General features: G+C 59.7%; 24 protein-coding genes and 1 pseudogene. 16 read left to right on the top strand and 9 right to left on the bottom strand.

Annotated elements, in window-relative coordinates; all coding sequences use genetic code 11:
- Window positions 1–16 precede the first annotated feature (16 nt).
- The 6 genes from AC1DVE_RS10145 (at window position 17) to AC1DVE_RS10170 (ending at window position 6322) form a co-directional block, all read left to right on the top strand.
- A complete protein-coding gene (locus AC1DVE_RS10145; protein ID WP_223533491.1) occupies window positions 17–1255 on the top strand; it encodes a Zn-dependent hydrolase in 1239 nt (412 codons plus the stop codon).
- Between the two features lie 176 nt (window positions 1256–1431).
- On the top strand, window positions 1432–2760 hold the full coding sequence (locus AC1DVE_RS10150) for an MFS transporter (RefSeq protein ID WP_223533485.1): 1329 nt from the start codon (window positions 1432–1434) through the stop codon (window positions 2758–2760).
- An 80-nt stretch (window positions 2761–2840) separates the two neighbouring features.
- Window positions 2841–4166: an OprD family porin gene (locus AC1DVE_RS10155; protein ID WP_223533486.1), complete on the top strand. Its 1326-nt coding sequence runs from the start codon at window positions 2841–2843 to the stop codon at window positions 4164–4166.
- Between the two features lie 59 nt (window positions 4167–4225).
- Complete coding sequence (locus AC1DVE_RS10160; protein ID WP_007991063.1) at window positions 4226–4615, top strand: RidA family protein; 390 nt, start codon at window positions 4226–4228, stop codon at window positions 4613–4615.
- A gap of 3 nt (window positions 4616–4618) precedes the next feature.
- Window positions 4619–5236 (top strand): RraA family protein, encoded by a 618-nt coding sequence (locus tag AC1DVE_RS10165; protein WP_223533487.1) that lies wholly within the window; start codon window positions 4619–4621, stop codon window positions 5234–5236.
- 264 nt (window positions 5237–5500) lie between these two features.
- A complete protein-coding gene (locus AC1DVE_RS10170; protein ID WP_223533488.1) occupies window positions 5501–6322 on the top strand; it encodes a DeoR/GlpR family DNA-binding transcription regulator in 822 nt (273 codons plus the stop codon).
- A gap of 44 nt (window positions 6323–6366) precedes the next feature.
- On the opposite strand, the gene otnI is transcribed toward AC1DVE_RS10170, so the two are convergent.
- From otnI to AC1DVE_RS10200, 6 genes are all read right to left on the bottom strand, one after another.
- Complete coding sequence (gene otnI / locus AC1DVE_RS10175) at window positions 6367–7158, bottom strand: 2-oxo-tetronate isomerase (protein ID WP_223458403.1); 792 nt, start codon at window positions 7156–7158, stop codon at window positions 6367–6369.
- Window positions 7159–7179: 21 nt separating this feature from the next.
- The gene (locus AC1DVE_RS10180; RefSeq protein WP_223458405.1) at window positions 7180–8640 is read right to left on the bottom strand and encodes a GntT/GntP/DsdX family permease; all 1461 of its coding nucleotides are present in this window, start codon (window positions 8638–8640) and stop codon (window positions 7180–7182) included.
- 193 nt (window positions 8641–8833) lie between these two features.
- Window positions 8834–9472, bottom strand: a complete 639-nt coding sequence (gene otnC, locus AC1DVE_RS10185; protein ID WP_477783903.1) for a 3-oxo-tetronate 4-phosphate decarboxylase — start codon at window positions 9470–9472, stop codon at window positions 8834–8836.
- On the bottom strand, window positions 9469–10767 hold the full coding sequence (otnK, locus tag AC1DVE_RS10190) for a 3-oxo-tetronate kinase (protein WP_223533489.1): 1299 nt from the start codon (window positions 10765–10767) through the stop codon (window positions 9469–9471). The genes otnC and otnK overlap by 4 nt, the downstream gene beginning before the upstream one ends.
- A gap of 10 nt (window positions 10768–10777) precedes the next feature.
- Window positions 10778–11683 carry an L-threonate dehydrogenase gene (gene ltnD, locus AC1DVE_RS10195; RefSeq protein ID WP_263287552.1) on the bottom strand — a complete coding sequence of 302 codons (906 nt, stop codon included), beginning with the start codon at window positions 11681–11683 and terminating at the stop codon, window positions 10778–10780.
- Window positions 11676–11843: a hypothetical protein gene (locus AC1DVE_RS10200; RefSeq protein ID WP_223537422.1), complete on the bottom strand. Its 168-nt coding sequence runs from the start codon at window positions 11841–11843 to the stop codon at window positions 11676–11678. Before AC1DVE_RS10200 ends, ltnD begins: the two co-directional genes overlap by 8 nt.
- A 358-nt stretch (window positions 11844–12201) precedes the next feature.
- On the opposite strand from AC1DVE_RS10200, the gene AC1DVE_RS10205 reads away from it, so the two are divergent.
- Genes AC1DVE_RS10205 through AC1DVE_RS10215 form a run of 3 tightly spaced genes read left to right on the top strand, consistent with a single transcriptional unit; the run spans window position 12202 to window position 15237 of the window.
- Window positions 12202–13521, top strand: a complete 1320-nt coding sequence (locus AC1DVE_RS10205; protein WP_223533490.1) for an MFS transporter — start codon at window positions 12202–12204, stop codon at window positions 13519–13521.
- A 24-nt stretch (window positions 13522–13545) separates the two neighbouring features.
- On the top strand, window positions 13546–14298 hold the full coding sequence (locus AC1DVE_RS10210; protein WP_317848738.1) for a maleate cis-trans isomerase family protein: 753 nt from the start codon (window positions 13546–13548) through the stop codon (window positions 14296–14298).
- A gap of 21 nt (window positions 14299–14319) precedes the next feature.
- Complete coding sequence (locus AC1DVE_RS10215) at window positions 14320–15237, top strand: LysR family transcriptional regulator (protein WP_223458418.1); 918 nt, start codon at window positions 14320–14322, stop codon at window positions 15235–15237.
- A gap of 37 nt (window positions 15238–15274) precedes the next feature.
- Here AC1DVE_RS10215 and AC1DVE_RS10220 read toward each other — a convergent pair whose 3' ends face one another.
- A complete protein-coding gene (locus AC1DVE_RS10220; protein ID WP_223458419.1) occupies window positions 15275–16165 on the bottom strand; it encodes a LysR family transcriptional regulator in 891 nt (296 codons plus the stop codon).
- A gap of 180 nt (window positions 16166–16345) precedes the next feature.
- Between AC1DVE_RS10220 and AC1DVE_RS10225 the strand changes: the two genes are divergently transcribed.
- Both AC1DVE_RS10225 and AC1DVE_RS10230 read left to right on the top strand, forming a co-directional pair.
- A complete protein-coding gene (locus AC1DVE_RS10225; protein ID WP_223458420.1) occupies window positions 16346–17335 on the top strand; it encodes a zinc-dependent alcohol dehydrogenase family protein in 990 nt (329 codons plus the stop codon).
- A gap of 248 nt (window positions 17336–17583) precedes the next feature.
- Window positions 17584–18684: a Gfo/Idh/MocA family protein gene (locus AC1DVE_RS10230; protein ID WP_223458421.1), complete on the top strand. Its 1101-nt coding sequence runs from the start codon at window positions 17584–17586 to the stop codon at window positions 18682–18684.
- Between the two features lie 4 nt (window positions 18685–18688).
- Here the strand turns inward: AC1DVE_RS10230 and AC1DVE_RS10235 are convergent, their stop codons facing one another.
- Complete coding sequence (locus AC1DVE_RS10235) at window positions 18689–19573, bottom strand: LysR family transcriptional regulator (protein WP_223458422.1); 885 nt, start codon at window positions 19571–19573, stop codon at window positions 18689–18691.
- 147 nt (window positions 19574–19720) lie between these two features.
- On the opposite strand from AC1DVE_RS10235, the gene AC1DVE_RS10240 reads away from it, so the two are divergent.
- The 5 genes from AC1DVE_RS10240 (at window position 19721) to AC1DVE_RS10260 (ending at window position 24631) form a co-directional block, all read left to right on the top strand.
- A complete protein-coding gene (locus AC1DVE_RS10240; RefSeq protein ID WP_223458423.1) occupies window positions 19721–20821 on the top strand; it encodes an alkene reductase in 1101 nt (366 codons plus the stop codon).
- Between the two features lie 151 nt (window positions 20822–20972).
- Window positions 20973–21884, top strand: coding sequence for a LysR family transcriptional regulator (locus AC1DVE_RS10245; protein WP_223458424.1), 912 nt, complete (start codon window positions 20973–20975; stop codon window positions 21882–21884).
- A gap of 137 nt (window positions 21885–22021) precedes the next feature.
- Window positions 22022–22780, top strand: coding sequence for an SDR family oxidoreductase (locus AC1DVE_RS10250; protein ID WP_223458425.1), 759 nt, complete (start codon window positions 22022–22024; stop codon window positions 22778–22780).
- Window positions 22781–22848: 68 nt separating this feature from the next.
- Complete coding sequence (locus AC1DVE_RS10255; protein WP_223458426.1) at window positions 22849–23250, top strand: nuclear transport factor 2 family protein; 402 nt, start codon at window positions 22849–22851, stop codon at window positions 23248–23250.
- A gap of 208 nt (window positions 23251–23458) precedes the next feature.
- Entirely contained in the window at window positions 23459–24631 is a 1173-nt protein-coding gene (locus AC1DVE_RS10260) for an acetyltransferase domain-containing protein (protein WP_477783904.1), read from the top strand.
- 47 nt (window positions 24632–24678) lie between these two features.
- On the opposite strand, the pseudogene AC1DVE_RS10265 reads toward AC1DVE_RS10260, so the two are convergent.
- Window positions 24679–24958, bottom strand: a pseudogene (locus tag AC1DVE_RS10265) (LLM class flavin-dependent oxidoreductase); the annotation flags it as partial.

The following is a 24958-nucleotide window of genomic DNA, read 5'->3' on the forward strand; positions in this document are numbered from 1 at the left end:
CGACAAGAGGTGAATGATGAAAGTATCCAAGGTCAACGGTGAGCGCCTGTGGGGCAGCCTGATGGACATGGCCAAAGTTGGCGCCACCGAGCGTGGCGGCAACTGTCGCCTGGCCCTTTCCAGGGAAGACCTGGCTGGCCGCGAGTTGTTCATGGGCTGGTGCCGTGAGGCTGGCCTGAGTATCGCGCTCGACGCCATCGGCAACCTTTTCGCCCGACGCGAAGGCCAGGACAACGCCCTGCCGCCGATCGTCATGGGCAGCCACCTGGACACCCAGCCAAAAGGTGGCCGCTTCGATGGTATCTACGGCGTGCTGAGCGGCCTGGAAGTGGTGCGTTGCTTGAATGAACAAGGCATCGAAACCCGCCAGCCCATCGAAATCGCCGTGTGGACCAACGAGGAAGGTGCGCGCTTTACCCCGGCCATGTTCGGTTCGGCGGTGTTCACTGGCATTCTGCCGTTGCAAACCGCATTGGATGCCCGTGATGCCAATGGCATCAGTGTCGCTCAGGCCCTGGCCGATATAGGCCAGAGTGGTGAACTGCCCTTGCAGCGAGCCTTCGATTCTTACTTCGAAGCCCATATCGAACAGGGCCCAATCCTGGAAGATAACGGCCTGCCGGTGGGTGTCGTCACCGGTGGCCAGGCGATCTGCTGGCTGGATGTGCAGGTTGGCGGTGTCAGTGCCCATGCCGGCACCACACCCATGCCGCTGCGCAAGGACGCCCTGTTCGGTGTCGCGGAAATGGCCAGCGTGCTGGAATCCATCGCCAGAGACTTCGCACCCAAGGGGCTGGTCACGGTGGGCCAGCTGGAGATCGCCAAGTCATCGCGCAACACCATCCCCGGCCGGATCAACTTTACTGTCGATCTGCGCCACCACGAAGACCAACAGATTTCCGCAATGGAGCAAGCCGTATGCGAGCGCTTGCAAATCGTGGCCGACAAGCGCGGTTTGAGCCTGGCGATCAGTCGTCACTGGCTCAGCCCGGCGACACCCTTCGATGCCGATTGTGTGGCCGCTGTGCGTTCGGCGGTCCAGGCGCTGGGTTACCCCCATCAGGACATCGTCAGCGGTGCCGGGCATGACGCCATCCACCTCGCCGGGCATTGCCCGACCACGATGGTCTTCATTCCCTGTGTCGGTGGCCTGAGCCACAACGAAGCCGAAGATGCCCTGCCAGACGATGTCCGCATGGGCTGCGACGTGCTGCTCAATGCGGTACTGCGGCGAGCTCAGCACCTGAGCGACTGATTATGCAAGTAACACCGAACCTCTGAGGTCGCGTCATTCGCACGACCTCAGGGGCAGGGCCTGCTTGCGCCTGAAAAACAATAAAACCGATCTCCGGCCACAGCATCACCGTTACCCACACTGCCATCCAATAAATCAATCCACTGAGCCCGACGCTCAACTTGGAGAAAAAAGGCATGAACAGCTCCGCGTGCATACAGACCGCTACCCCGACGGTCGAACCCAGCGTCAACATGAAAAAAGTCGCCGTCGCCAGCGTCATTGGCACTACGGTGGAGTGGTACGACCTGTTTGTTTTCGCCACGGCTTCCGCCCTGGTGTTCAACAAGATTTTCTTCCCGGCGTTCGATGCCTTGATCGGCACCCTCCTGGCGTTCGGCACCTTTGCTTCGGCTTATGGCGCACGCATCGTCGGGGCTGCCTTGTTCGGCCACTATGGCGACAAGCTTGGGCGCAAATCGATGCTGTTGATTTCGCTATTGACCATGGGCGCGGCAACGTTTGCCATCGGTCTGTTACCGGATTACGCCAGCATTGGCATCTGGGCACCGATCCTGCTTTTAACCCTGCGGATCATTCAGGGCCTGGCCCTGGGCGGTGAATGGGGGGGTGCGGTGTTGATGGCCGTCGAACATGCACCCGCCAACCAGCGTGGCTTGTATGGCTCATGGGTACAGATCGGCGTGCCGGCCGGTACCATGATTGCCAACCTGGCCTTCCTGGCGATCGCCTGGCTGCTGCCCGCTGAAGACATGCTTGCCTGGGGCTGGCGCATCCCGTTCCTGGCCAGCGCACTGCTGATTGCCGTGGGCCTGTACATCCGCCTCAACATCACCGAGACCCCTGCGTTCCACAAAGCCAAAACCTGTGAGCCACAAATCAAGCTGCCGCTGGCCGAAGTCTTCAGCAAATACTGGAAGCAAGTCCTGCTCGGCGGCGTGGCAACCATGTCGACCGGCGCATCTTTCAACATCATCGTTGCCTTCGGCCTGACCTATGGGACCCAGACCCTGGGCTTCAGTCGCACCATCATGCTCAGCGTGGTACTGGCCTCCTGCGCGCTGTGCATCGTGCTCTTGCCAGCCTTCGGTGCACTGTCTGACCGCTTCGGCCGCAAGCCGGTGATCATCGCCGGTATCGTCGGTGAAGCGCTGGTCGCCTTCCCGATGTTCTGGCTGATGGATACTCGCGAGCTGCCGCTGATGTTTCTCGGCTATGCCCTGTTGATGACCGCGTTCGCCGCCAACTACGGGCCCATCGCAACCTTCCTCGCCGAACTGTTCGGCACCCGTGTGCGTTACTCCGGCCTATCGGTGGCTTACATGCTTTCCGGGCTGCTGGGCAGCGCGGCCACGCCTATCGTGACCACGGCCCTGCTGGCGATGACTGGCAAAGGCTCGTCAGTGGCCTGGTACCTGATCGGCTCTGCGGTCATCTCTCTGATTGCCCTGTTGCTGCTGACCGAAACCTTCAAGCGCGACTTGAGCGCTGGGCGGGCTGAATAGCACCAAGTGACCCACAACAAGAATAAATCCACCTGCACTTGACCCTGCTGCCATTCACGCACCCTCTGGATCCGTACACCATGGAAAAAAACCTGCACCTTTTTGGCATGAGCGCCGGCGCTTGCCTTTTGACCCTGAGCCAGGTCGCTTCAGCCGATTTCATTAGCGACAGCAAGGCCACACTGGGTCTGCGTAACTTTTACTTCAACAACGACTACCGCGACCGGCCCGGCAGTGCCGGCCAGAGCAAGACCGAGGAGTGGGCGCAGGGACTCATGCTCAATTACACCTCCGGATTTACCGACGGCACCCTGGGGTTTGGTGTCGATGCGCTGGGGCTGGTGGGCCTGACTCTGGACAGCGGCCAAGGCCGCCATCGCGGCAGCTCGATGATCCCGACTGAAGGTGATGGCGCTGCCGATGAATGGAGCCGCCTGGGCGTGACCGCAAAAGCCCGTTTGAACAAGACCGAAATGCGTTACGGCACGCTGACGCCCAAGCTGCCGATCTTGGTCGCGAACGACGGTCGCCTGTTGCCACAGACCTTTGAAGGCGGCCAGATTACCAGCAGCGATCTCGACAAGCTGACCTTGACCGCTGGCCGTCTGGAGCACGCTACCGGGCGTGGCTCCAGTGATAGCACCGGGTTGGCGGTCAGCGGTGGGCGTCAGGAGAGCAACGAGTTTCTCTTCGCCGGTGCCGACTACAAAGTCACTAAAGACCTGACCGCCCAGTATTACCTGGCCAATCTCAAGGACTACTACACCCAGCACTTTTTCGGGCTGCAGCATGTGCTCGCACTGGGCGAAGGCCAGTCGTTGAAGACCGACCTGCGCTACTTCGATACATCTTCTGACGGCGCCAACAGCACGGCCAGCGGGCGGGCCGACGGTTTCCGGGTCGGTGGCTATAGCCGAAACGGTGCCGGTGAAATCGACAACCGCACCTGGAGCGCCCTCTTCACCTACAGCCTTGGTGGCCACGGGTTGACCGGCGGTTACCAGAGCGTTTCCGATGGCAGCAACTTCGTCCAGCTCAACCAGGGTTCCCTGGTGGACAAAGGGGCCGGTGGCGCAAGCCTGTATCTGTTCACCGACCGCATGCTCACCAGCTTCAACCGGGCCGGCGAACGCACCTGGTTCGGCCAATACGCCTATGACTTCGCCGCCTCTGGCGTACCGGGCCTTCGTGCGTCGATGGTTTATCTCAAAGGCAGCCAGATCAAGACCACTGTCGGCAGCGATCAGCAGGAATGGGAGCGTGACCTGGCCCTGGATTACGTGATCCAGGACGGTACGTTCACAGGCCTGGGTTTCGGTTGGCGCTATGGCGTTCTGCACTCCGAGGCCGACGCCAATCAGGACCAGAACCGCGTGTTCGTCAGCTACACCCTGGCATTGTTCTGATTCACCGGCCCGCYGCCCATGCCGGGTCGGCGGGCCTCTATTCTCAGCGAGGTTCATACATGAAACGCATCCAGGCAGCACCCGGCACAATCGGCCCGGTCGGTCCTTACTCCCAGGCAGTGGTCAGCGGCCATCTGGTGTTCACTGCCGGTCAAATACCCGCCACAGGCGGACTGGACCAGCAACCCGAAGGCTTCGAAGAGCAAGTGCGCCAGACCTTGCGCAACCTGGAAGCGATCCTGATCGCGGCGGGCTCGGACTTCGATCACGTGATCAAGGTTAACGGCTATCTCACCGATCCAGCTCAGCTGGAACCCTTCAACCGGGTCTATACCGAGGTACTCGGTCATGCGCCACCAGCACGCACCACGGTCTGCGTGGCACTCTGGGGGGTGGCACTGGAGATCGATTGCGTGGCCGAACTCATTGATTGCGCGCCGCAGAGGTAAGCCATGAACGCCTCTACTCAATTGCTTGAAAAGCTCCATCAGGTCAGCTTCGCCACCCTCGGGCATTTGCTTGAAGACGGCTTTGTCAGTAGCGAAATTCGTTCCATGCTGAGCGCCGTCAAAGTGGTAGGTCGCGCCGTGACGCTGAGCGTGATCAACGCCGATGCCATTGCTGTCAACCGCGCCTTGGCAAGCCTGCAAGACGGCGACGTGCTGGTGATCGACATGAACGGTGATCGACGTCACGCCTGTGTCGGCACGGTCACCGCCTGTGCGGCTCAAGCGCGAGGCGCCAGGGCCATCGTGGTCGATGGCCTGGTGACCGATATCCTTGAACTGCGCGAAGCCGGACTGCCCGTTTTCGCCCGTGGCACCAGCCTGCTGACCACCAAACTGCACGGCAACGCCGAGAGCCGCTTGAATGTCCCGGTGCAGTGCGGCGGGGTTCAGGTGAGCCCGGGTGATCTGGTGCTGGGCGACGATAACGGTTTACTGATTCTTGGCAGTCAGGCACTTGCCGCAGTCATCGACCAGGCACTGGCCAGTGATCGTGCAGAACCCGGTCTGCTGGAACGTCTTGAAGCCGGAGAGTCAATAGCATCCGTACTTCGTGTTGAATGATTGATCGCTGTGTAATGTAGCCAACGATTCCGGTGCCGCGCGTCATCATAGAGCGGGCGCCTGAATGGGTGAGACCTGTGTATCCGGCGAAGCGCGGAGTTCGTAGCCAGGGAGCTAATAGCTCTGGTTATGAACAGGTAGAAACAGGCGTTTTACGTAGGGGTAATGAGCTCGATGCCTCATCCCGCTACTGATCCAGCTGCAGATTCGCTACTATGGTTGCCCGCCTTCCTTGTCTGCGGATTTCTTCATTCTGGAGCCCGAATGCCTAGTCAAAAGGACATCGCCGCCGAAAGCGGCGCACCGATGATCCCTGAACAGCGCCGTGAATTGATGCTGCGACAGTTGCGCAAGCATCAGGTGCTGAGCGTTCATCAATTGATGGAAATGTTCGACTGTTCGCACATGACCATACGCCGCGACATTGCGTTGCTGGAGCAGGACGGTCGTGCTTACTCGGTAACGGGTGGAGTGCGGATCGCCAGCCAGCTGCACAGTGAGCCCAGCCATCAGATCAAGGCGGTGGTCGAGTTGCCGCAGAAGCAGGCCATGGCCAGGCTCGCCGCCCGGCTATTGCATGCCGACATGACGATTTACCTGGATGCGGGAACCAGCACGCTGGAAATCGTCCCCTACATCAAGGCGCTGTCCGGCATGACCGTGGTGACTAATGACTTCGGTATTGTCCAGGCACTGATCGAAGCCCCCCATGTCACGGTGATTCATACCGGCGGGCAGCTGGATCACTCCAATCAATCGTGCGTGGGTAGTCTGGCGGTTGCCACCTTGCGTCAGATCGTCACCGATATCGCGTTCATATCCACCAGTTCATGGGATTTGCGTCGCGGCCTCACCACCCCTTCGGCGCTGAAGGTTGAGGTCAAGCAAGCCGCGATGCAATCGGCTTCGCAAGTGGTGCTGGTGGCCAGCAGTTCGAAATACGGCACCTTCAGCATGTACAGGATCGCCGGGCTCGAGCAGTTCGACATCATCCTCAGTGACGACGCATTGACCCCTGCGGCGGCCGATGGCATCCGCAAGCAGGGTGTCGAACTGTTGCTGCCGGCTGACAGTACACCGGCGTGAAACGACGGGCTCCTGCATCCAGCGGAGCCCGTCGCCGCCCTCCTCTATAGCGCCTGGCGCGCTTTCCAGTCGCGCAACCACTGCAGGCCGGCAGACGTATTGCCCCGTGGCCGATATTCGCACCCTATCCAGCCGTCATAACCCAATTGGTCGATCAGCTCGAACAGATAGGGATAATTGACTTCCCCCAGGTCCGGTTCATGCCGGTCAGGCACGCCGGCGATCTGGATATGGCCGATACCATCGAAGTCGCGACGCAGTTTGGTCGCCAGGTCGCCCTCGACGATTTGGCAGTGGTAGCAGTCGAACTGAACCTTCAGGTTACTGGCGCCCACTTCCTTGCAGATGGCCTGGGCCTGATCCTGGCGGTTGAGGAAAAAGCCTGGCATGTCTCGTGTATTGATCGGTTCGAGCAATACGGTGACGCCTGCCTTGGCCGCCTGGGCGGTGGCGTAGGCGAGGTTTTCCAGGTACACGCCGTGATGCCGTGGGCGATCGCTTTCCGACGGCAACAGCCCGGCCATGACATGGATGCGCGAATTGCCCAGCACACCGGCGTAATCCAGAGCGCGATCAAAACCGCTACGGAATTCACCCTCCCGACCGGGCAACGACACCGTGCCCCGCTCCCCCGCAGCCCAATCACCGGGCGGCGCGTTGAACAGTGCCTGCACCAGGCCGTTGTCGCTCAAGCGTTGCTTGAGTTCTTCAGCGCGGTAGTCGTAGGGGAACAGATACTCCACCGCTTCGAAACCGTCAGAGGCAGCGGCGGCGAAGCGATCCAGAAACTCATGTTCCGGGTAGAGCATGCTGAGGTTGGCTGCAAAACGAGGCATGGTAGCTCCTGAGATAAAGGGTTAGACAAAGGGCCAGATCAGCAGGGTAATACAGAAACCCAAGGTGCCGAGCAAGGTGGTCATCACCGTCCAGGTGCGCAGACCGTCGGCCACGTTCAGGCCTGACAGCTTGGTGAAGATCCAGTAACCGGCGTCATTGATATGGGACATGGCCAACCCGCCACCGCCCATGGCCAGGCACAGCAGAGCCATGTGGTTCGGGGTGAGATCGAGGGTCGCAATCAGCGGGCTGATGATGCCGGCAGTGGTCACCAGCGCCACCGTGGTCGAGCCCTGCACCGCGCGCAACAGCATGGTCAGCAGAAAGCCCAGGGCCAGCACCGGCAGACCGGTGGTGCGCAGCATGTCGGAGACCACGGCACCGATTCCGGTATCCACCAGCACCTTGCCGAACACACCGCCGGCACCGGCAATCAGAATCACCATGGCGACACCAGGCAAGGCCGAACCGATCACGTCGGACACCTGAGTGCGGCTCCAGCCCCGACGCGAACCCAGCAACCAGGCACACAGCAAGGTGTCGATCAGCAGCGCCACCAGCGGCGCACCGAGCACGGTCATGATGCCGCGCAGAGTCGATTCGGCAGGCAGCAACGAGGTAGACAGAGTCCCCAGCAGAATCAGAATGATCGGCAACAGGATCAGGCTGACGATCAGGCCAAAACCCGGTGCGGGGGCCGGCGGCAATTTGGAAACGATGCTGCTGGTCGACTCTTCCAGGCCCATGTGTGATACGGCTTCAGCCGCTCGCTCAGCGTTGATGTCATTGCCATTGGACCAGGCAGCCAGATCCTCGTTGGTGACATGCGGACCATAGACCTCGGCACGAATATCGTCGGTCATCGGGTACGCCCGACGGGTCATGCGCCCGGCCACGCGGTAACCGACATAGCAAAGGAACGCGGTGATCGGCAACCCGAACATGAGCACGCGGCCCAGGTCCGCGCCCAATTGGCTGGCAGCGGCCACTGCACCTGGGTGCGGCGGCAGAAAGGCGTGTACGGTCAACAACGCAGCACACATCGGCAACGCAAACACCAACAACGGTTTGCGCGCACGCCGGGCAATACCATAGGCCAGCGGCATGAGGATGATCACACCGACCTCGAAGAATACCGGCACCCCGACCATGAAGCCGGCAATCGTCAATGCCAGGGGCGTACGCCGGTTGCCGAAACGGGTGATCAGCGTCTTGGCCAGCGCCTCGGCACCGCCGGAGAGCTCGATGATCCGCCCGATCATCGCGCCCAGGGCAATGATGATCGCGATATGGCCCAGGGTCTTGCCCATGCCGCCTTCGATGGTGGCGACCAGGTCGGACGGTTTCACCCCGGCCACCAGCGCCACCAGAATGCTCACCAGCATCAAGGCCACGAAGGGCTGGAACTTGTACTTGAGCACCAGGAACAACAACAGAGCGATGCCTGCCCCAGCGGTAATCATCAGGATTAACGGGCTCATTTCAGAAGCCCTCCACACCGGGTGAACGAAAGGATTCTTCTGAAAATGCCACAGTGAAGGCGAGTCATGCCTGGAATTCCTCTTGTTATTGTATTTTTAGGCAAGCCGGGGCCATCGAGAGTCGCTGAGCGTCTCCCGGACAGGGCCTGCGTTATCTATCTGTCATGTTCTATCGTGTTAAAAAATCAGCGCTCTACCAGTGCGCACCGAATGTCTCTCGCAACTCGTCCAGCTCCGCCTGATCGAGAGGATCGGGCTTGGGATTGCTCATCAGCCAGAGCCGCGCGGTTTCCTCGAGCTCTTCCAGGGCGTAGCTGGCCCTGGAGACCGAACTCTCCCAGACCACCGGCCCCAGCCGTTCGAGCATCACGCCGCGAACGCTGTTGGCCAGCAGCGCGACCTGTTCGGCAACCTTCGGCGAGCCGGGTCGCTGGTAGGCGATCAACGGGATATGCCCGACTTTCATGACCTGATACGGCGTCAACGGCGGCAGAATGTCGTTCGCCTGCCAGACACCTGCGAGCGTCAACGCCACAAGGTGTGTGGAATGGGTATGCACCACACCACCGACGCCCGGGTTGCGGTCGTAGACCTGGCGATGCAACGCCAGAGTCTTTGAAGGCTTGTCACCGGACACCCATTCGCCGGCCAGATTGACCTTGGCGATGGTTGCCGGATCGAGGCGCCCGAGGCACACATCCGTCGGCGTGATCAACCAGCCGTCATCCAGGCGCGCGCTGATATTGCCGGCGCTGCCGACGGTATAACCGCGCTCATAAAGGCTGCGGCCGACCTCACAGATTTCTTCGCGCAGGGCGTTCTCGTTACTCATTGCGCATCTCCGACCTGGGCGAGTTGGTTCAAGGCTTTACTGAAGAAATCCCGGCCACCGAAGTTGCCCGACTTGAGTGCCAGCGCCAAAGGTTCCTCGGTACTGCTGACCGTCGCCGGTACACCCGGATCAATCTGCGCGCCGATCTGTAGCAACTGCACACCCAACGCCTGGACCACAGCACCTGAGGTTTCTCCGCCGGCGATCACGAAGCGGCGCACACCATTCTGGAGCAAGCCGTGGGCAATTTCGCCAAAGGCGTTTTCCACCAGGCTACCGGCCTGCTCGACGCCCAGTTGCTGTTGCACCAACTTGACCTCTTCCGGTGAACTGGTGGCGTAGATCAATACGGTTTGCTCGTTATCACGGGCGAAGGCCAAGGCTTGCGCCACCACCGGTTCCCCCGCCGCCAAGGCCAACGGATCAATCCGCAAAGCTGGCCGGCCGGCTTCGAGCCAGGCGGCCACTTGTCCATTGGTGGCGATCGAAGCACTACCGGCCAACACCACTTCCCCGCCGGACACCGCCGGAAGTTTCGAGGCGTCGAGGTCGCGCAACTTGCCGGCGCGACGGAAGTTTTCCGGCAGGCCCAGGGCCAGCCCAGAACCACCCGTCAACAGCGGCAGATCGGCGCAGGCGGCACCGAGGGTATACAGATCGCTGTCCGACAAGGCATCAGCGATGGCCATGCCGACACCTTGAGCCCTCAGCTCGGCGATTCGCGCACGCACCTGCTCAGCGCCACGGGCAATCGTGTCGTAGCGCAACAGGCCGACATTCAGACGGGTCTGCGATTGCAGGACGCGCACCAGGTTGGCATCGGTCATCGGCGTCAACGGGTGGTTCTGCATGCCCGACTCGCTGAGCAGTTGATCCTGCACAAACAGGTGGCCGCGAAAGATCGTCCGGCCATTCTCCGGGAATGCCGGGCACGCAAGGGTAAAGTCGCTACCCAGTGCGGCCAGCAGTGCTTCGCTGACCTGGCCGATATTGCCGGCCGCGGTGGAGTCGAACGTCGAGCAATACTTGAAAAAAATCTGCTCGCAGCCTTGTTCGCGCAGCCAGGCCAGCGCGGCGAGGGACTGCTCGACTGCTTCGGCGACCGGCGTGGTACGCGACTTCAAGGCAATGACGATCGCATCGGCATCAAGCCCGGCAGCCACTTCTGCGCTCGGAATGCCAATGCTTTGCACGGTGCGCATACCGCCGCGTACCAGCATGTTGGCAAGGTCCGTGGCGCCGGTGAAATCGTCGGCGATGCAGCCCAGTAGCGGGCGTGCGGTGGAGGTAGTCATGGGGTGTTCCTCAAACAGGCTCAGGCTTGGCAGTCGGCAATTCGATGCCCGGGAAAATCTTGATCACCGCCGAGTCGTCCTCACGACCGAAGCCGGCACTGGACGCCTGCATGAACATCTGGTGGGCGGTGGCCGACAGCGGCAGCGGGAATTTGCTGGCCCGGGCGGTATCCAGCACCAGGCCCAGGTCCTTGACGAAAATATCCACCGCGGACAACGGCGTGTAGTCAGCCTTTAGAATGTGCGGAACGCGGTTTTCGAACATCCAGGAATTACCGGCGCTGTGGGTGATCACCTCATACAGTGCATCGGCATCGACCCCTTCACGCAGGCCCAGCGCCATGGCTTCGGCAGAGGCGGCAATATGTACCCCAGCCAGCAGTTGATTGATGATCTTGACCTTCGAACCCAGGCCATGGACGTCACCCAGGCGATACACCTTGCCGGCCATGCCAGCCAGGATCGACTCAGCCTTGGCGTAGGCGTCGGCCGGGCCCGAGGTCATCATGGTCATCTCACCAGCGGCAGCCTTGGCCGCGCCACCGGAAATCGGTGCATCCAGATACAGCAGGCCCAACGCGGCCAGGCGCTGGCCCAGGTCCACCGCGTAAGTCGGAGCGACTGTGGCGCAGCCGATCACCAGGCTGCCCGGCCGCAGAGCGGCCACGGCACCACCCTCACCAAACAATACGGTCTCGGTCTGCTCGGCGTTGACCACCACGGTAATGATCACGTCACACTCGGCGGCCATGTGCGACGGTGACAGGCAAGCCACACCGCCCTCCCCGGCGAACTGCTCTGTTACGGCAGTGCGCACATCACAGGCATGCACATTAAAACCGCTGCGCAACAACGAGCGGGCAATGCCCAGCCCCATCGCGCCCAGACCGACCACACCGACATTCTTGTTATTCATGGGGTACTCCAGAGAAAAGCAGCGATTGCTTCCACGCCTGCAAGGCGCAGACGTTGGCCGCGTTGTGAATAGGGCAGCGGTAGACAGAATCAGCACCACGCGGATAAGCCTGCTGAGGGGCGCTGTGATTCAGGACGTGAGTCGGGATCTCATCGAACATCAAGGCAATCCTGTTTTTGTCGTGTTATCAGATTGTCATACCGGCTGATGGAGATCATCTACCAGTGATCAGATTATGTGAAGTATTTTTTACCAATAACATTTTTTAACACGGCTTTCGCCGCGCAGAAAAAACAAGTCGTGTGATGCCCACAACAGCACTGCCGGTGCAAAAGGCACAGCAGATGCTCCTGCACCTCCCCACTGTCATCGCCACCCGCGATGGCAGGCTCGTGAATGGCTGATATACGAACCGCTTTTACCTCTCCTAACATCGGTCGCACATGACCACTCCGGTGCCGATCACCTTTCGGCACACGGGCTCCAAGAATAAAAACGCAAACCCGCGAGGTTGAACCATGAAAACCCTAGCCGTCAGTTCCACGGCGCAAGCTTCTGTCGTCGACGGAGTCGGTCAACTGAGCGCCAACCAGCGTTACGTGACGTTGGGGGGCTCCTGGGCCGCCTGGCTGTTTGACGCGCTGGATGCCACCATCTTTGGCTTTGTCCTCCTGGCGGTCGCCAAGACCTTCGCCGTCGGTCTGGGCGATGTGGTCTCCACGGTTGCCTGGTTTCTGCTGGCCACCGGCATCGGTGGTTTCTTCCTCGGCAACATTTCCGACAAGATCGGCCGCAAGAAAACCATGATGCTGTCGGTTTTCGTCTATGGCACCGGCACCTTGCTCTGTGCTTTTGCCGACAGCCTGTGGCAGCTCAATGTATTCCGCTTCTGCGTGGGCATCGCCGTCGGTGGCTTGTGGTCCGCCGCGGCGGCACTGGTGTCGGAGATCTGGCCTGCGGCCGGTCGCGCCAAGGCCTTTGCGGTGATGCAGACCGGCTGGTCGGGTGGTGGTCTGCTGGCAGCGATTTTCGCCTGGACGTTCCTCGATGGCGGGAATCCTGAATCCTGGAGAAACTTGTTCATCTATGCCTCGATCCCGGCGTATTTCACCCTGGTGTTCATCTGGCTGTTCGTCAAGGAATCGCCGGTGTGGCTGGCCAACCGCGAGTTCATGCGCCGTAACGCCGACAAAGGCCGGCTGATGGAAATCTTCCGTCCGCAGTATCTGAAAGTGACCTTGCTGGGCCTGAGCATTTCGGTACTGGGCATGTACGGCTACTGGATCATCACCACCTTCATGCCGGCTTACCTGCAGAGCATTCTGAACGTGCGCATCGATCAGGCTCCGGTGTTTGTCATCTGGATCGGCATCGGCGCCACCATCGGTTACCTGGCCTACGGCTACCTGGCCGAAAGCATCGGTCGTCGCTTGTCGTTCGCGGTGTTTTTTGGCGGCATGGCAATCATGGTGCCGGTGTTTGCCTACTCGGCGACCTTGATGCCATTGACCGACGGCAAGCTGCTGTTCACCACCCAGAACGTCATCGCCCTCGGTTCGTTGGCCGCACTGCTGGGCTTCTTCACCGGTTATTTCAGCGGGTTCGGCGCCTGGTACTCGGAGTTGTTCCCGACCAGCATCCGTTCTACCGCGTCGGGTTTCTGTTTCAACTTCGGCCGGGTCGGCGCCATCGCCGGCATCAAGCTGGTCCCGGTGCTGATCCCGCTCATCGGCTTCACCGCCACCATTTCCCTTGCCTCCGTTTCCTACGTCATCGCCGCCGTCATGGTGTTCACGCTGCAGGAAACCAAAGGCGTTCAACTCACCAGCGGCAACTGACCCGACCGTTCAAAGGAAAAATCCATGAAAAATTTTCGCATCGGCCAAATCGTACCCAGCTCCAACACGACGATGGAAACCGAAATCCCGGCCATGCTGACTTCGCGCTACGAACTGTTTCCCGAAGAGCATTTTACCTTTCACTCCTCGCGCATGCGCATGATGCACGTCAGCCCCGAAGAGCTGAAAAAGATGGACATCGACAGCGACCGTTGCGCGCTGGAACTGAGCGATGCGCGAGTGGATGTCATGGCCTATGCCTGCCTGGTGGCGATCATGTGCCAAGGCGCGGGCTATCACCAAGTCTCGCAGGATCGCCTGAGTAAAACCGTGGCCTCCAATCAATCGACCGCTCCGGTACTCAGCTCCGCCGGTGCGCTGATCGATAGCCTGCACATGCTCGACTACAAGAAAGTCTCGATCATCACGCCGTACATGAAGCCGCTGACCCGGCAGGTCATCGACTACATCGAAGCGGCCGGAATCGAAGTGGTCGACTCCATCAGCCTGGAGGTTTCCGACAACCACGAAGTCGGGCGTCTGGACCCGATGAATCTGCTGGCTCACGCCGACAAGCTGAACATAGGCCAGGCCGATGGCGTGGTGTTGTCCTGCTGCGTGCAAATGCCGTCGCTACCCGCGATCCAGCTTGTCCAGGATCGTCTCGACAAACCGGTGCTGTCGGCATCGATCGCCACCGTTTACCAAATGTTGAAAACCCTTGGCCTCAAGGCGCAAGTGCCCAACGCCGGCCATCTGTTGTCCGGGGCGTTCTGAGCCAATGCCGGAGGAAGTACTATGCTGGCCATTCAGGCCAAACCGGTACTTCCCATGAAACTCGACCCGGTCTCGTTGCGACTCTTTGTCAGTGTCGTTGAAGAAGGCACCATTGCTGCCGCCGCCAAGCGCGAACACATCGCCGCGGCGGCGGTCAGCAAACGGCTCAGCGAGCTGGAAGAACTGCTCGACTCGAAACTGCTCAACCGCACCAACAAAGGCATCGCCCCGACCGATGCCGGTCTGTCGCTACTGTTCATGGCGCGCAGTGCATTGAACAACCTCAATGAAATCGTGGTGCAGATGCGTGACTACTCCCACGGCCGCCGTGGCTCGGTGCATGTCCTGGCCAATATTTCCGCCATCACCCAATTCCTCCCGGGCCTGATCAAGTCGTTCATGGAACTGTACCCACTGATCAACATCAGCCTCGAAGAAAAGCAAAGCCTGGCCATCACCAAGGCGGTGTCCGAAAATCGCACAGACATTGGCATCTTCACCCGTCTTCCGCACGGTGCCGATATCGAGGTTTTCCCGTTTCGTACCGATCGATTGGTGTTATTGGTTCCCCTTGGGCATCCGCTGGCGACACGCGGCTCCGTCAAATTCAGCGAAACCCTGGATCACGAATACATTGCCTTGCGCAGTGGTACTCATCTCAACTTTCAGTTGATCAAGGCGGCCAACGACCTGGGGCGTTCGCTGAAAATTCGCATGGAAGTCTCCAGCTACGACGCGCTATGCCTGATGGTTCAGGCCGGCCTGGGCATAGGCATCATGCCCGAGGGGAGCGCGGCGATTTACAAAATGGACGGTGCGAAGGCGATCAGGCTGGATGAGCCGTGGGCCACCCGCGAACTCAGCGTGTGCGTGAGGTCGCGAGAGGCGTTGTCGGTTGCGGCGGGATTGTTTCTGGAGCACTTGCTCGAAAGGCAGTGAGCGATATCGGGCTCAAGGGCTCGAAGGTGCAGATCGATCATGGATTTGGGCCAAACGCAGCACTGGCAAAGTCCAGAAAGCTTCGCAGCTTGGGAGTCAACCGACGGTCAGGCGCATATAGAAGGTTCATGGGTGAGACCGGCACCTCGTAGTGAGACAATAGACTGACCAACGTCCCATCCCTCAGTGCATCCTTGACCAGTTCCAATGGCTGAAGCATCACACCCAATCCAGCGACGGCGGCTGCGAGTAGCGGATCGCCCTGATTAATCGTCAATCTGCTTGTAATTGGCACGTCTATACGCCCTTCTTTCCCGTCGAAACTCCAGTGCGAGCGCCCGTCGGAATACGCAAAGCCCAGGCATTCGTGCTGTTGCAGATCCCAGGGTGTAGTAATGCGAGGCCGGCGCGCCAGATAGGACGGCGCAGCACAGAGCACCATCTGGTAGGGTCTCAATGGCAACGCTTTCAAACCGCTGTCCGAAAGCTCACCTACCCGAAACACTGCGTCATAGCCGTCTTCGACGAGGTCTACGATCTCGTTTGATAACGTCAGGTCCACCGAGACCTGCGGATACTTGACCATGTACTCCAGCAGGCGCGGCGACAGCGTACGCATACCGTATGTGACTGGCGCGTTAATTCTCAGTCGACCGCTTGGAACCCCCCGCGTCACGGCAGCCATGCTTTCTGCAGCGTCCATATCGGCAAGGATCATCTTTGCCCGTGGATAGAACGCGCGACCAAATTCGGTGAGGCTTTGTTTGCGAGTCGTTCGGTTAAGCAGCGACACCCCCAAATGCTGTTCGAGCATTTTCACCTGTTTACCTACCAGTTGCGGGGATAGATTGAGATCGTCCGCCGCCGCACTGAAGGAACCGAGTTGTACCGCTTTGACGAATGTGGCCATCTGGGTGAGACGATCCATTGGAAACCCATTGTTTCTAGTGTTGCGCCATCCTAGTCCTTTATCCGAGAGGGGGCCAAAGCCTATATTCGATTGCCATGACTCAGGCACGCTCATAAAGCGGAGCATTCCCTGGGTCCCGGCTTTCACTCAAATCAGGTCGGCATTCACCCCGGCCCCTTGATTACAACAGAGGTAACGATGGCCCGCATTGTCAGAATCCATGAGTACGGTGACGCAAGCGTCTTGAAGCTGGAAGCAGTCGATGTGCCTGCTCCAGGATCGGACGAGGTGCAAATTGAAGTAAAAGCCATAGGGCTGAACCGGGCGGAAGTGATGTTCCGCAACAATGCCTACCTGCAAGAGGCAGAATTTCCAAGTCGTCTGGGGTATGAAGCCGCCGGCGTTGTCGTCGCGGTCGGTACCGGCGTCACTGACTTCAAGGCAGGCGATGTTGTCAGCGTCATTCCGCCACTGGACATTGCACGCTGGGGCACTTATGGCGAATTGGCGAACGTGCCCGCCAACCTCACTGTCAAGCATCCCGAAAACCTGTCTTTTGAACAGGCCGCGGCCTCCTGGATGCAGTACGTTACAGCGTGGGGCGCATTGGTCGAGCAGGCAAAACTGCAAAAAGGTGATTGTGTTCTGGTTACCGCAGCTTCCAGCAGCGTCGGCTTGGCTGCCTTTCAGATTGCCAGAATGGTGGGCGCCACCGCAGTCGCCATTACCCGCACCCGGGCAAAGAAACAGGCGTTGCTGGATGCAGGTGCTGCACACGTCATTGTCAGCGAGGAAGAGGATATTGTTGAAGCGACAATGGCGCTGACCGGCGGATTGGGTGCCCGTGTCGTTTTCGATCCCATAGGCGGCCCCTCCTTCGTACCTCTCACCCAGAGCATGGCCAAGGGCGGTATCCTGCTCGAGTATGGTGCGTTGAGCCCGGAGCCCACGCCATTCCCATTGTTCACCGTGTTGGGTAAAAGCCTGACCCTCAAGGGCTACCTCTATTCTGAAATCGTTTCCGACCCGGCGACCTTGTCGCGGGCCAAGGCGTTCATCCTGAATGGACTCGAATCGGGCGCGCTGCGGCCGATCATTGCCAAGACCTTTACACTGGATAGCATCCAAGAAGCGCACCGTTTTCTTGAAACCAACCAGCAGATCGGAAAGATCGTGGTGACCGTTTAACGTTTGCATCAGAACCGCGTATGGCCGGTTTGCTTCTCAAAACAGGAGAGATCCTGAAAGCGAAACAACCGGCCTCTCTCCGAGACATAGTGCAGCCCTGATGCGCAGTATTGCGGACACCAGCGTCCGAAGTGTTCGGATCTCTGGCGCATTTTTCCCGACTGCATCTCTTCCTACACTGGGTGACCGGGCTTCTTGTCCCGCCCGACAACGCAACCTTTCCCTTCAAACCAGGCTCAGGAGCTTCCATGACCCTGTCATCAAAAATTCGAGTGGGTCTCATTGGCGTCGGTAATTGGGCCGAGTACGGCCACTTGCCCGCCCTCCAGTTGCTTCCCGACTATGAGCTGACGGCAGTCCACAGTCGCAGTCCGGAAAAAGCCGCCGGGTTGGCACTGCGCCACGGCATCCGCTTTGCCCTCGATTCCGTGGAGGCTCTGGTCAACCATCCGGAAGTGGATCTGGTGCTCGTGCTCAACACGGCCCCACAGCACGAGGCCACCGTACGCGCGGCCATCGCCGCCGGCAAAGATGTGTACTGCGAATGGCCGCTGACGCCCAGCAAGGCCGTGTCGCAGGAACTGATGGAACTTGCCGAGAAAGCTGGCGTTCGGCATATCGTCGGACTGCAGCGTCGACTGAACCCGGATTATCGCTATGTACGCGACCTGTTAAAGGATGGCTACATCGGGGAACTGCGTTCAGTACGGTTGCATCTGAGCGTCGAATATTTCCAGCGCGAACGCATCGCCGCCCTGTACTTCACCATCCCGCCGGAGAACTTCTCCAGCCTGCTTTCCATCTATGGCGGTCACTATTTCGATGCGGTGTTCAGCATGCTGGGCCATCCGCAGAGCATCAGTGCTCTGACTGTAAACCAGTTCCCGGAAGTGACGCTGATCGAGACAGGCGAGGTACTGAAACACACAACGGCTGACCAGATCCTGGTCAACGGTACCTTCTCCAACGGGGCTGTGCTGACGGTCCATATCGAAGCGGGGAAACGCAACAACCATGGCATACAGTTGGACCTGACCGGCACCCAGGGCGATCTCAAGATCTGGAACACCACCAGTTTTGGCGACCACTTCAATACCATCGAAGCGGCCCAGGGCGACTCGCAACCCATGCATACACTCACGGTGCCGTCGAGTTACAACTGGCTGCCGGAGAATGACCTGGGCGGCAGCCAGCAGGAACTGGCCAACCTGTATGCCGCCTACGCCAGGGATGTGCGCGACGGCACCCACGTTGCACCTACCATGGCGGATGCCATGCGCATGCACGAATTGATCGATGCCATCGAAATCTCCAACCGCGACGGCGTGCGCCTGAAGCTGCAGGCGTAAACGATCAGATGCGCAAGTGCGCACTCATGTAGTCAATGAATACGCGCAACTTGGGCGAGGCATAACGGTTGGCTGGCCACAGCATCCAGAAGACGACCTGGCGGTCTATGTAGTCGTCCAGCACTGTGACCAGCTGGCCGCTTTCCAACGCTTCGCGTACCAGGAAAGCAGGCAGAAAAGCAATCCCCCTGCCCTGGATTGCGGAGTAGGCAAGAGGCTCGATCGTGTTCGACGTCATCGTGGCGGGCAGCACCAATTCAGCCTCGGAGGCTTCGAGCCGCAGCGGCCAACGCTCCAGCTTTCCCGTCGCGGGGAACTTGTGCTGCAGGCATGAATGGCGTTCCAGTTCACGCGGATAAGTGGGTACACCATGCCGCTTGAGATACGTCGGCGACGCCACCAGCACATGTGCGCAGGAACCCAGGCGACGCGCAGTTAAGCGAGAATCGGTTTGCTCGCCGGTGCGAATCACCGCGTCGAACCCCTCCTCGATCACATCGACCATGCGGTCGCAAAAATCGATATCCAGTTCGACTTCCGGATACTGCTCCATGAACCCGTCAAAGGCCGGCATCATCAGGTCGCCCAGTAGCGGAGTGCCCACGCGAAGTCGCCCCCGTGGACTGCCAGCCAGGCCTGACAGCTCGGACTCGGCAGCGGTGACCTCGCTGAGGATGCGGCGGCAGCGCTCAAGGAACAGGGTCCCCTCGGCCGTCAGCGTGATGCTGCGTGTGCTGCGATGAAACAGCCGCACATGCAAGCGCTCCTCCATCCGCGCAATGGTTTTGCCCACGGTCGAGGATGACACCCCCAACTGGCGGGCGGACTCGGTAAAGCTGCGCGTTTCGGCAACCTGCACGAACATCGAGATGCCATTCAGACTTTCCATCACTTTTCCTGCCTGCTCCGATAGAACCCCACCAACAAGGCGGGATTACGGAAAAAACATCCGAAATGTTCGGCATCGCGGGATATTTTTCTCCGCGAACTTTACGCCTACATTGGCCCCATCCCACCACTGATAGGTATCGTTGTCATGTCCAAACTGCATACGAGCATCCAGATAGGTCCACACCAGATTTCCCATCGCGTCGTTCTGGCGCCACTTACCCGTATGCGTGCCGAGCCGGGCGCCATCCCTGGCCAGTTGATGGCCGAGTACTACGCCCAGCGTACCACCGCCGGTGGCCTGTTGATCGGCGAAGCGACTATCGCCGCAGCCAATGGCAATGGCTACCTCGGTGCTCCCGGTTTGTATGACGACAGCCAGATCGCCGGCTGGAAGCTCGTGACCGATGCGGTTCATGCCAAGGGCGGCAAAATCTTTCTGCAGCTCTATCATGCGGGGCGCCAGTCCAATAGCCTCCTGCAGCCGGGCGGCGCCCAGCCGGTGGCCCCTTCCGTCGTGGACCACGGCGGCCTCGCCTTCACCGAGACCGGCTGGACCCCCGGCAGCCCGCCGCGCGAACTGACCATCGCGGAAATCCGCGGGCTGGTGGAGAGCTTCCGCGCCGCGGCCGAACGCGGTATCGCAGCCGGATTCGACGGCGTGGAGTTGCACTCGGCCAACGGCTACCTGTTCGATCAATTCCTCCAGGACGGCAGCAACAAACGTACGGATATCTACGGTGGCTCGTTCGAGAACCGCAGCCGTTTCCTGCTCGAAGCGGTAAAGGCGGTGATCTCCGTCTGGGGCAGCAATCGGGTGGCGGTGCGTCTGGGGCCGAGCGGCAATTTCGGCGACATGTCCGACAGCGACCCCATTGGCCTGTTCACCTATGTCGCGCGCGAGCTGAACAAGCTGGACCTCGCCTATCTGCACCTGATCGAGCCGCGCATCCTGGGTGTCGCCGAAGACGAGCGCCGGGATCAGAATCCGGTGGCGTCCCAACTCATCCGCCAGCACTACAAGGGCACCCTGATCGCGGCGGGCGGTTTCTCCGGTGAATCGGCCAACGCGATCCTTGAGGCCGGCGATGCAGACCTGGTCGCGTTCGGCCGCCACTTCATCGCCAACCCTGACTTGCCCGAGCGCCTGCGCAATGGCTGGCCGCTGAACCCGTACGACCGCGAGTCGTTCTTCGGCGGCACGGAAGTGGGTTACACGGACTATCCTTTCCATACCGAAGTTGCGTGATCATTTGCACCACTGGTAGCTGGGGTCATAGTGCCCCAGCTACCTACCCTCAAAAAAAACACTCACCCAAGCAGCGATGCGCCAGCTTACTGCCCGTTTCACCGTAGCTTCTGCCAGCGGGTGCATTCTGACTGTTGGATGGAGCTAACCCATGAAGGACCTTTTCTCCTACAGGCTTTTCACAAGGGTGGCGCGACTGGGCAGCTTTTCGGCTGCGGCACGCGAAGTGGGTCTTTCTCAACCCCAGGTCTCCAGGATTGTCGCCGAGCTCGAAACCGATCTCGGCACCCTGCTGCTGGCGAGATCGACACGTGCCGTCGTACCGACCGAGGCAGGGGCGGACTTTCTCTCGCGCATGGAACCTATCCTCGCCGCGGTGGAAGAAGCCGAGCAAAGCGTTCGCGGGGGCCAGGAGCTGCGCGGGGTCGTGCGGATCAGCATGCCAACGAGCATCGCTGTAAGGGAAATCATTCCGCGCATAGCGCCGTTCGCGGCGATACACCCCAACCTGCATATCCAGGTCCTGCTTGCCGATCATTGGCAGGATCTGGTGCGCGAAAATATCGATGTAGCGATAAGGTTGGGACGGCTGGTGGATTCCAGTGCAACAAGCCGTCAGATCATGACGATCTCCAGATACATTCTCGCCTCACCGTCCTACTTGCGCGCCGCTGGGGAGCCAACTACGCCTGAAGACCTGCAATCACATCGAATCATCGCCGGTCCAGCCTCGACAGTCCCAAGTGGATGGATGTTCAAACGCGATGGCGAGACCAGGACGATTCAGCTCGAGGCGCACTTCTCGACCGACGAAAACGAGGGCGCTGTCGCGGCGGCAACTGCCGGCTTGGGGATCACCTCGACAACGGCCTGGGCGTGCCGGCGGGAGCTTGAAAGCGGTGAACTCGTCGCGCTGCTCACCGATTGGAAAACCGAATCCGTACCTGTGCATGCCTACTTCCCCCACGGCTCGCGAACCCGCAGGGCCGGCCGCGCCCTGATCGAACATCTTGTCGCCAGCCTGCTTGACGATGCCGGCGGTGCTTATGCATCCGACGCATAGAAGATAGCCGGCCACAGCGTCTACTCCGTTCCCGCCGAAGCTGCCAATTTAGCGCCATACCCCGCGACGCAGCGGTCGAGCTGATCGACCTCGCAGCGTGGCGGACGCCCTGACTTTTTCGTTCAAGGAAATCCCTCATGCGCATGACTGGCAACACGATCTTCATCACTGGCGGCGGCTCCGGCATCGGTCAAGGCCTGGCCGAAGCCTTCCACAAGCTGGGCAATCAAGTGATCATCTCCGGACGCCGCAAGGAGCGACTGCAGCAGACGCTCGACGCCAACCCCGGCATGGCCGCCATCGAGCTCGACATCAACGACACGGCCAGCATCCAGGCAGCAGCGCAGCACCTCATCGCCAATTATCCTGAGCTCAACGTGCTGATCAACAATGCCGGGATCATGCTGCTCGATCATGCAGAAGGTCCGGTGGACGATGAGCTTGCCGTCTCGACCGTCACCACCAACCTGCTGGGTCCGATCCGCATGAGCTCGGCGCTGGTCGAGCATCTGAAGGCCAAGCCGGATGCGGTCATCGTCAACGTCTCCTCGGTACTCGGCTTCGTACCCATGGCCGTGACGGCGGTCTATTCGGCGACCAAGGCAGCGCTGCACTCCTACACCTTGTCACAGCGCTATCTGCTGCGCGAACACGGCGTACAACTGGTCGAGATCGCACCACCCTGGGTACGCACCGAGTTGCTCGACAGCAGCGAGGAAGAGCGCGCCATTCCCCTCGACCAGTTCATTGCCGGCGCCATGGCGCAATTCGAGAGCGGCGTGGACGAAATCCTGGTCGCGCCCGCTGAAGCCATGCGCGCCAATCCTGGTCCGAACGAGCACGCCTGGGTGAACGCGTTCAACGACATGATTGCAAACGGACCGGCTTTCGGCTGAGTCCACAAGGCGATATTGGGCGGCCCTACAGCCGCCCTCCCCTTTACTTTGTTAGCAGGAAACCGACCATGACTTCACTCACCCCCGCCGAGAACAAGGCCATCGTCCTCGAAGGCTTCGCAACCCTGTTCAATCGCAAGGATCTGGCTGCGGCCGAACGCTACTGGTCGCCCTCCTATATCCAGCACAGTGCCCATGTACCCCCTGGTCGCGAGGGTCTGTTCGAACTGGTCGCCGCAGGAGCGCCCGATTTGCGTTACGAATGCCAACTGGCAGTCGCTGAAGGCGACTTCGTCATGTTGCACGGTCGCTTCACTGGCATCGGCCAGCCGGCGAACTGGGTCGTGGTCGATATCCTGCGCCTTGAGGACGGCGTGATGGTCGAACACTGGGATGTGATTCAGGACGAGGCCACACGTGACGGTTCCGCCGGCGGGTACCCTATGTTTGGGGATCAGTTCCCAGGCTGATGCTCCATTAAACAGTTCAAGGAGTTCAGGCCGAACTCAGGCGACGCTCGATTGCGGGACGCATTCCTTGAGTTGAAGGCGTCTCTGTAGACAGCTATCAACGCAATCAGGCGGTCGCCCTTGGTTGATTTGTTATGTTATAACTAATGCAAGCGTGCACTGTCAGTCGCCACTGGCAGAGCCATCCATTCCCAGCTTGCGACATTCGATGACAACTTCTACTCACATCCCACCCATCACACGCTTGAACCAACGCCTGCTGTCCATCGATGCCCTGAGGGGATTGGTAATCCTCCTTATGCTGTTGGATCACGTGCGCGAAACGTTCTTTTTGCACCGTCAGGTAGCAGACCCGATGGACATCGGCTCCACTGAGCCAGCGCTATTTTTCAGCCGCACACTTGCCCATTTGTGTGCGCCGGTTTTCATACTGCTCACCGGACTTTCCGCTTACCTGTATGGCCAAAAGCACCAGGGCAAGGGCGATGTGTCAGCCTTTTTATTCAAGCGCGGTCTGTTCCTGGTACTGCTGGAGTTCACCCTGGTGAATTTCGCCTGGACATTTCAGTTCCCGCCTACGGCGATTTACATGCAAGTGATTTGGGCCATTGGCATCTGCATGATTGCCCTGGCCGGACTGGTCTGGTTACCCAGGCCCATTCTGTGCTGCCTGGGCCTGGTGATCGTGGCCGGGCACAACCTGCTGGATAATGTGCACTTCGCGACAGGCTCGCCCATGCATATACCTTGGGCGATTCTGCATGATCGCGGCTGGATCGATTTCTCCGACGGCTTGCGTCTGCGCACCTCGTATCCTGTACTGCCGTGGATCGGTGTGATCGCTCTTGGGTACAGCATCGGCCCCTGGTTTGCTGGCCAGATTTTGGCCGCAGAGCGTCAACGTACTCTGCTGCTTGCAGGGGCCGGGACACTGATCGGATTTGTCGCACTGCGAGCCGTCAATGGTTATGGCGAGGCGCATTGGGTCGCCCATGAAGGCATCACGCAAACCCTCATGAGCTGCTTCAACATTACGAAATACCCACCCTCCCTGCTGTTCCTTTCGCTGACCTTGGGCATGGGCCTGTTACTGCTTCGTGCCCTGGAACGGGCTCAACAACGCAAGTGGGTCAATGTATTGGCAGTCTTTGGCGCGGCGCCGATGTTCTTCTACTTGCTCCACCTTTACGTACTCAAGGCGCTGTATTTGGTCAGCGTGGCGTTGTTCGGATTGAACCAAGGCAATTTTTTCGGTTACGACAGCATTGGGGCTGTGTGGCTGACGGCGGTGCTCTTGGCTTTATCCCTGTATTTACCCGTGCGCTGGTTCGCGGAATTGAAGGCACGCCGTCGCGATATCAGATGGCTCAAATACTTTTGATCAGGACATTTGCTCAATAAAGGGGCGCCCTGGAGAGCCCCTTTTTTTCAAAATGCCCCGTCCTGAAAACCTTTATCAAAGCGGAATGAGGCGCCGTAGGCAGAATCCGGTAAATGGTTAGCGCCATCGTCCCGTAACCGCGAACGGAAAGTACCGCTCTGTGGTTCAGTACGATACAAGCCACGCTTTTGCAGTTCAGGAATGACCAGTTCAACAAAGTCTTCGAGGCTGCCTGGGCTGATCAGCGGGTTGAGCATGTAGCCACTGGTGCCGGAAATTCGGGCGTGCTCCTCAATCCGATSGGCCACTTGTTGCGGCGTTCCCACC

The organism is Pseudomonas sp. P4_B4 (assembly GCF_056402255.1).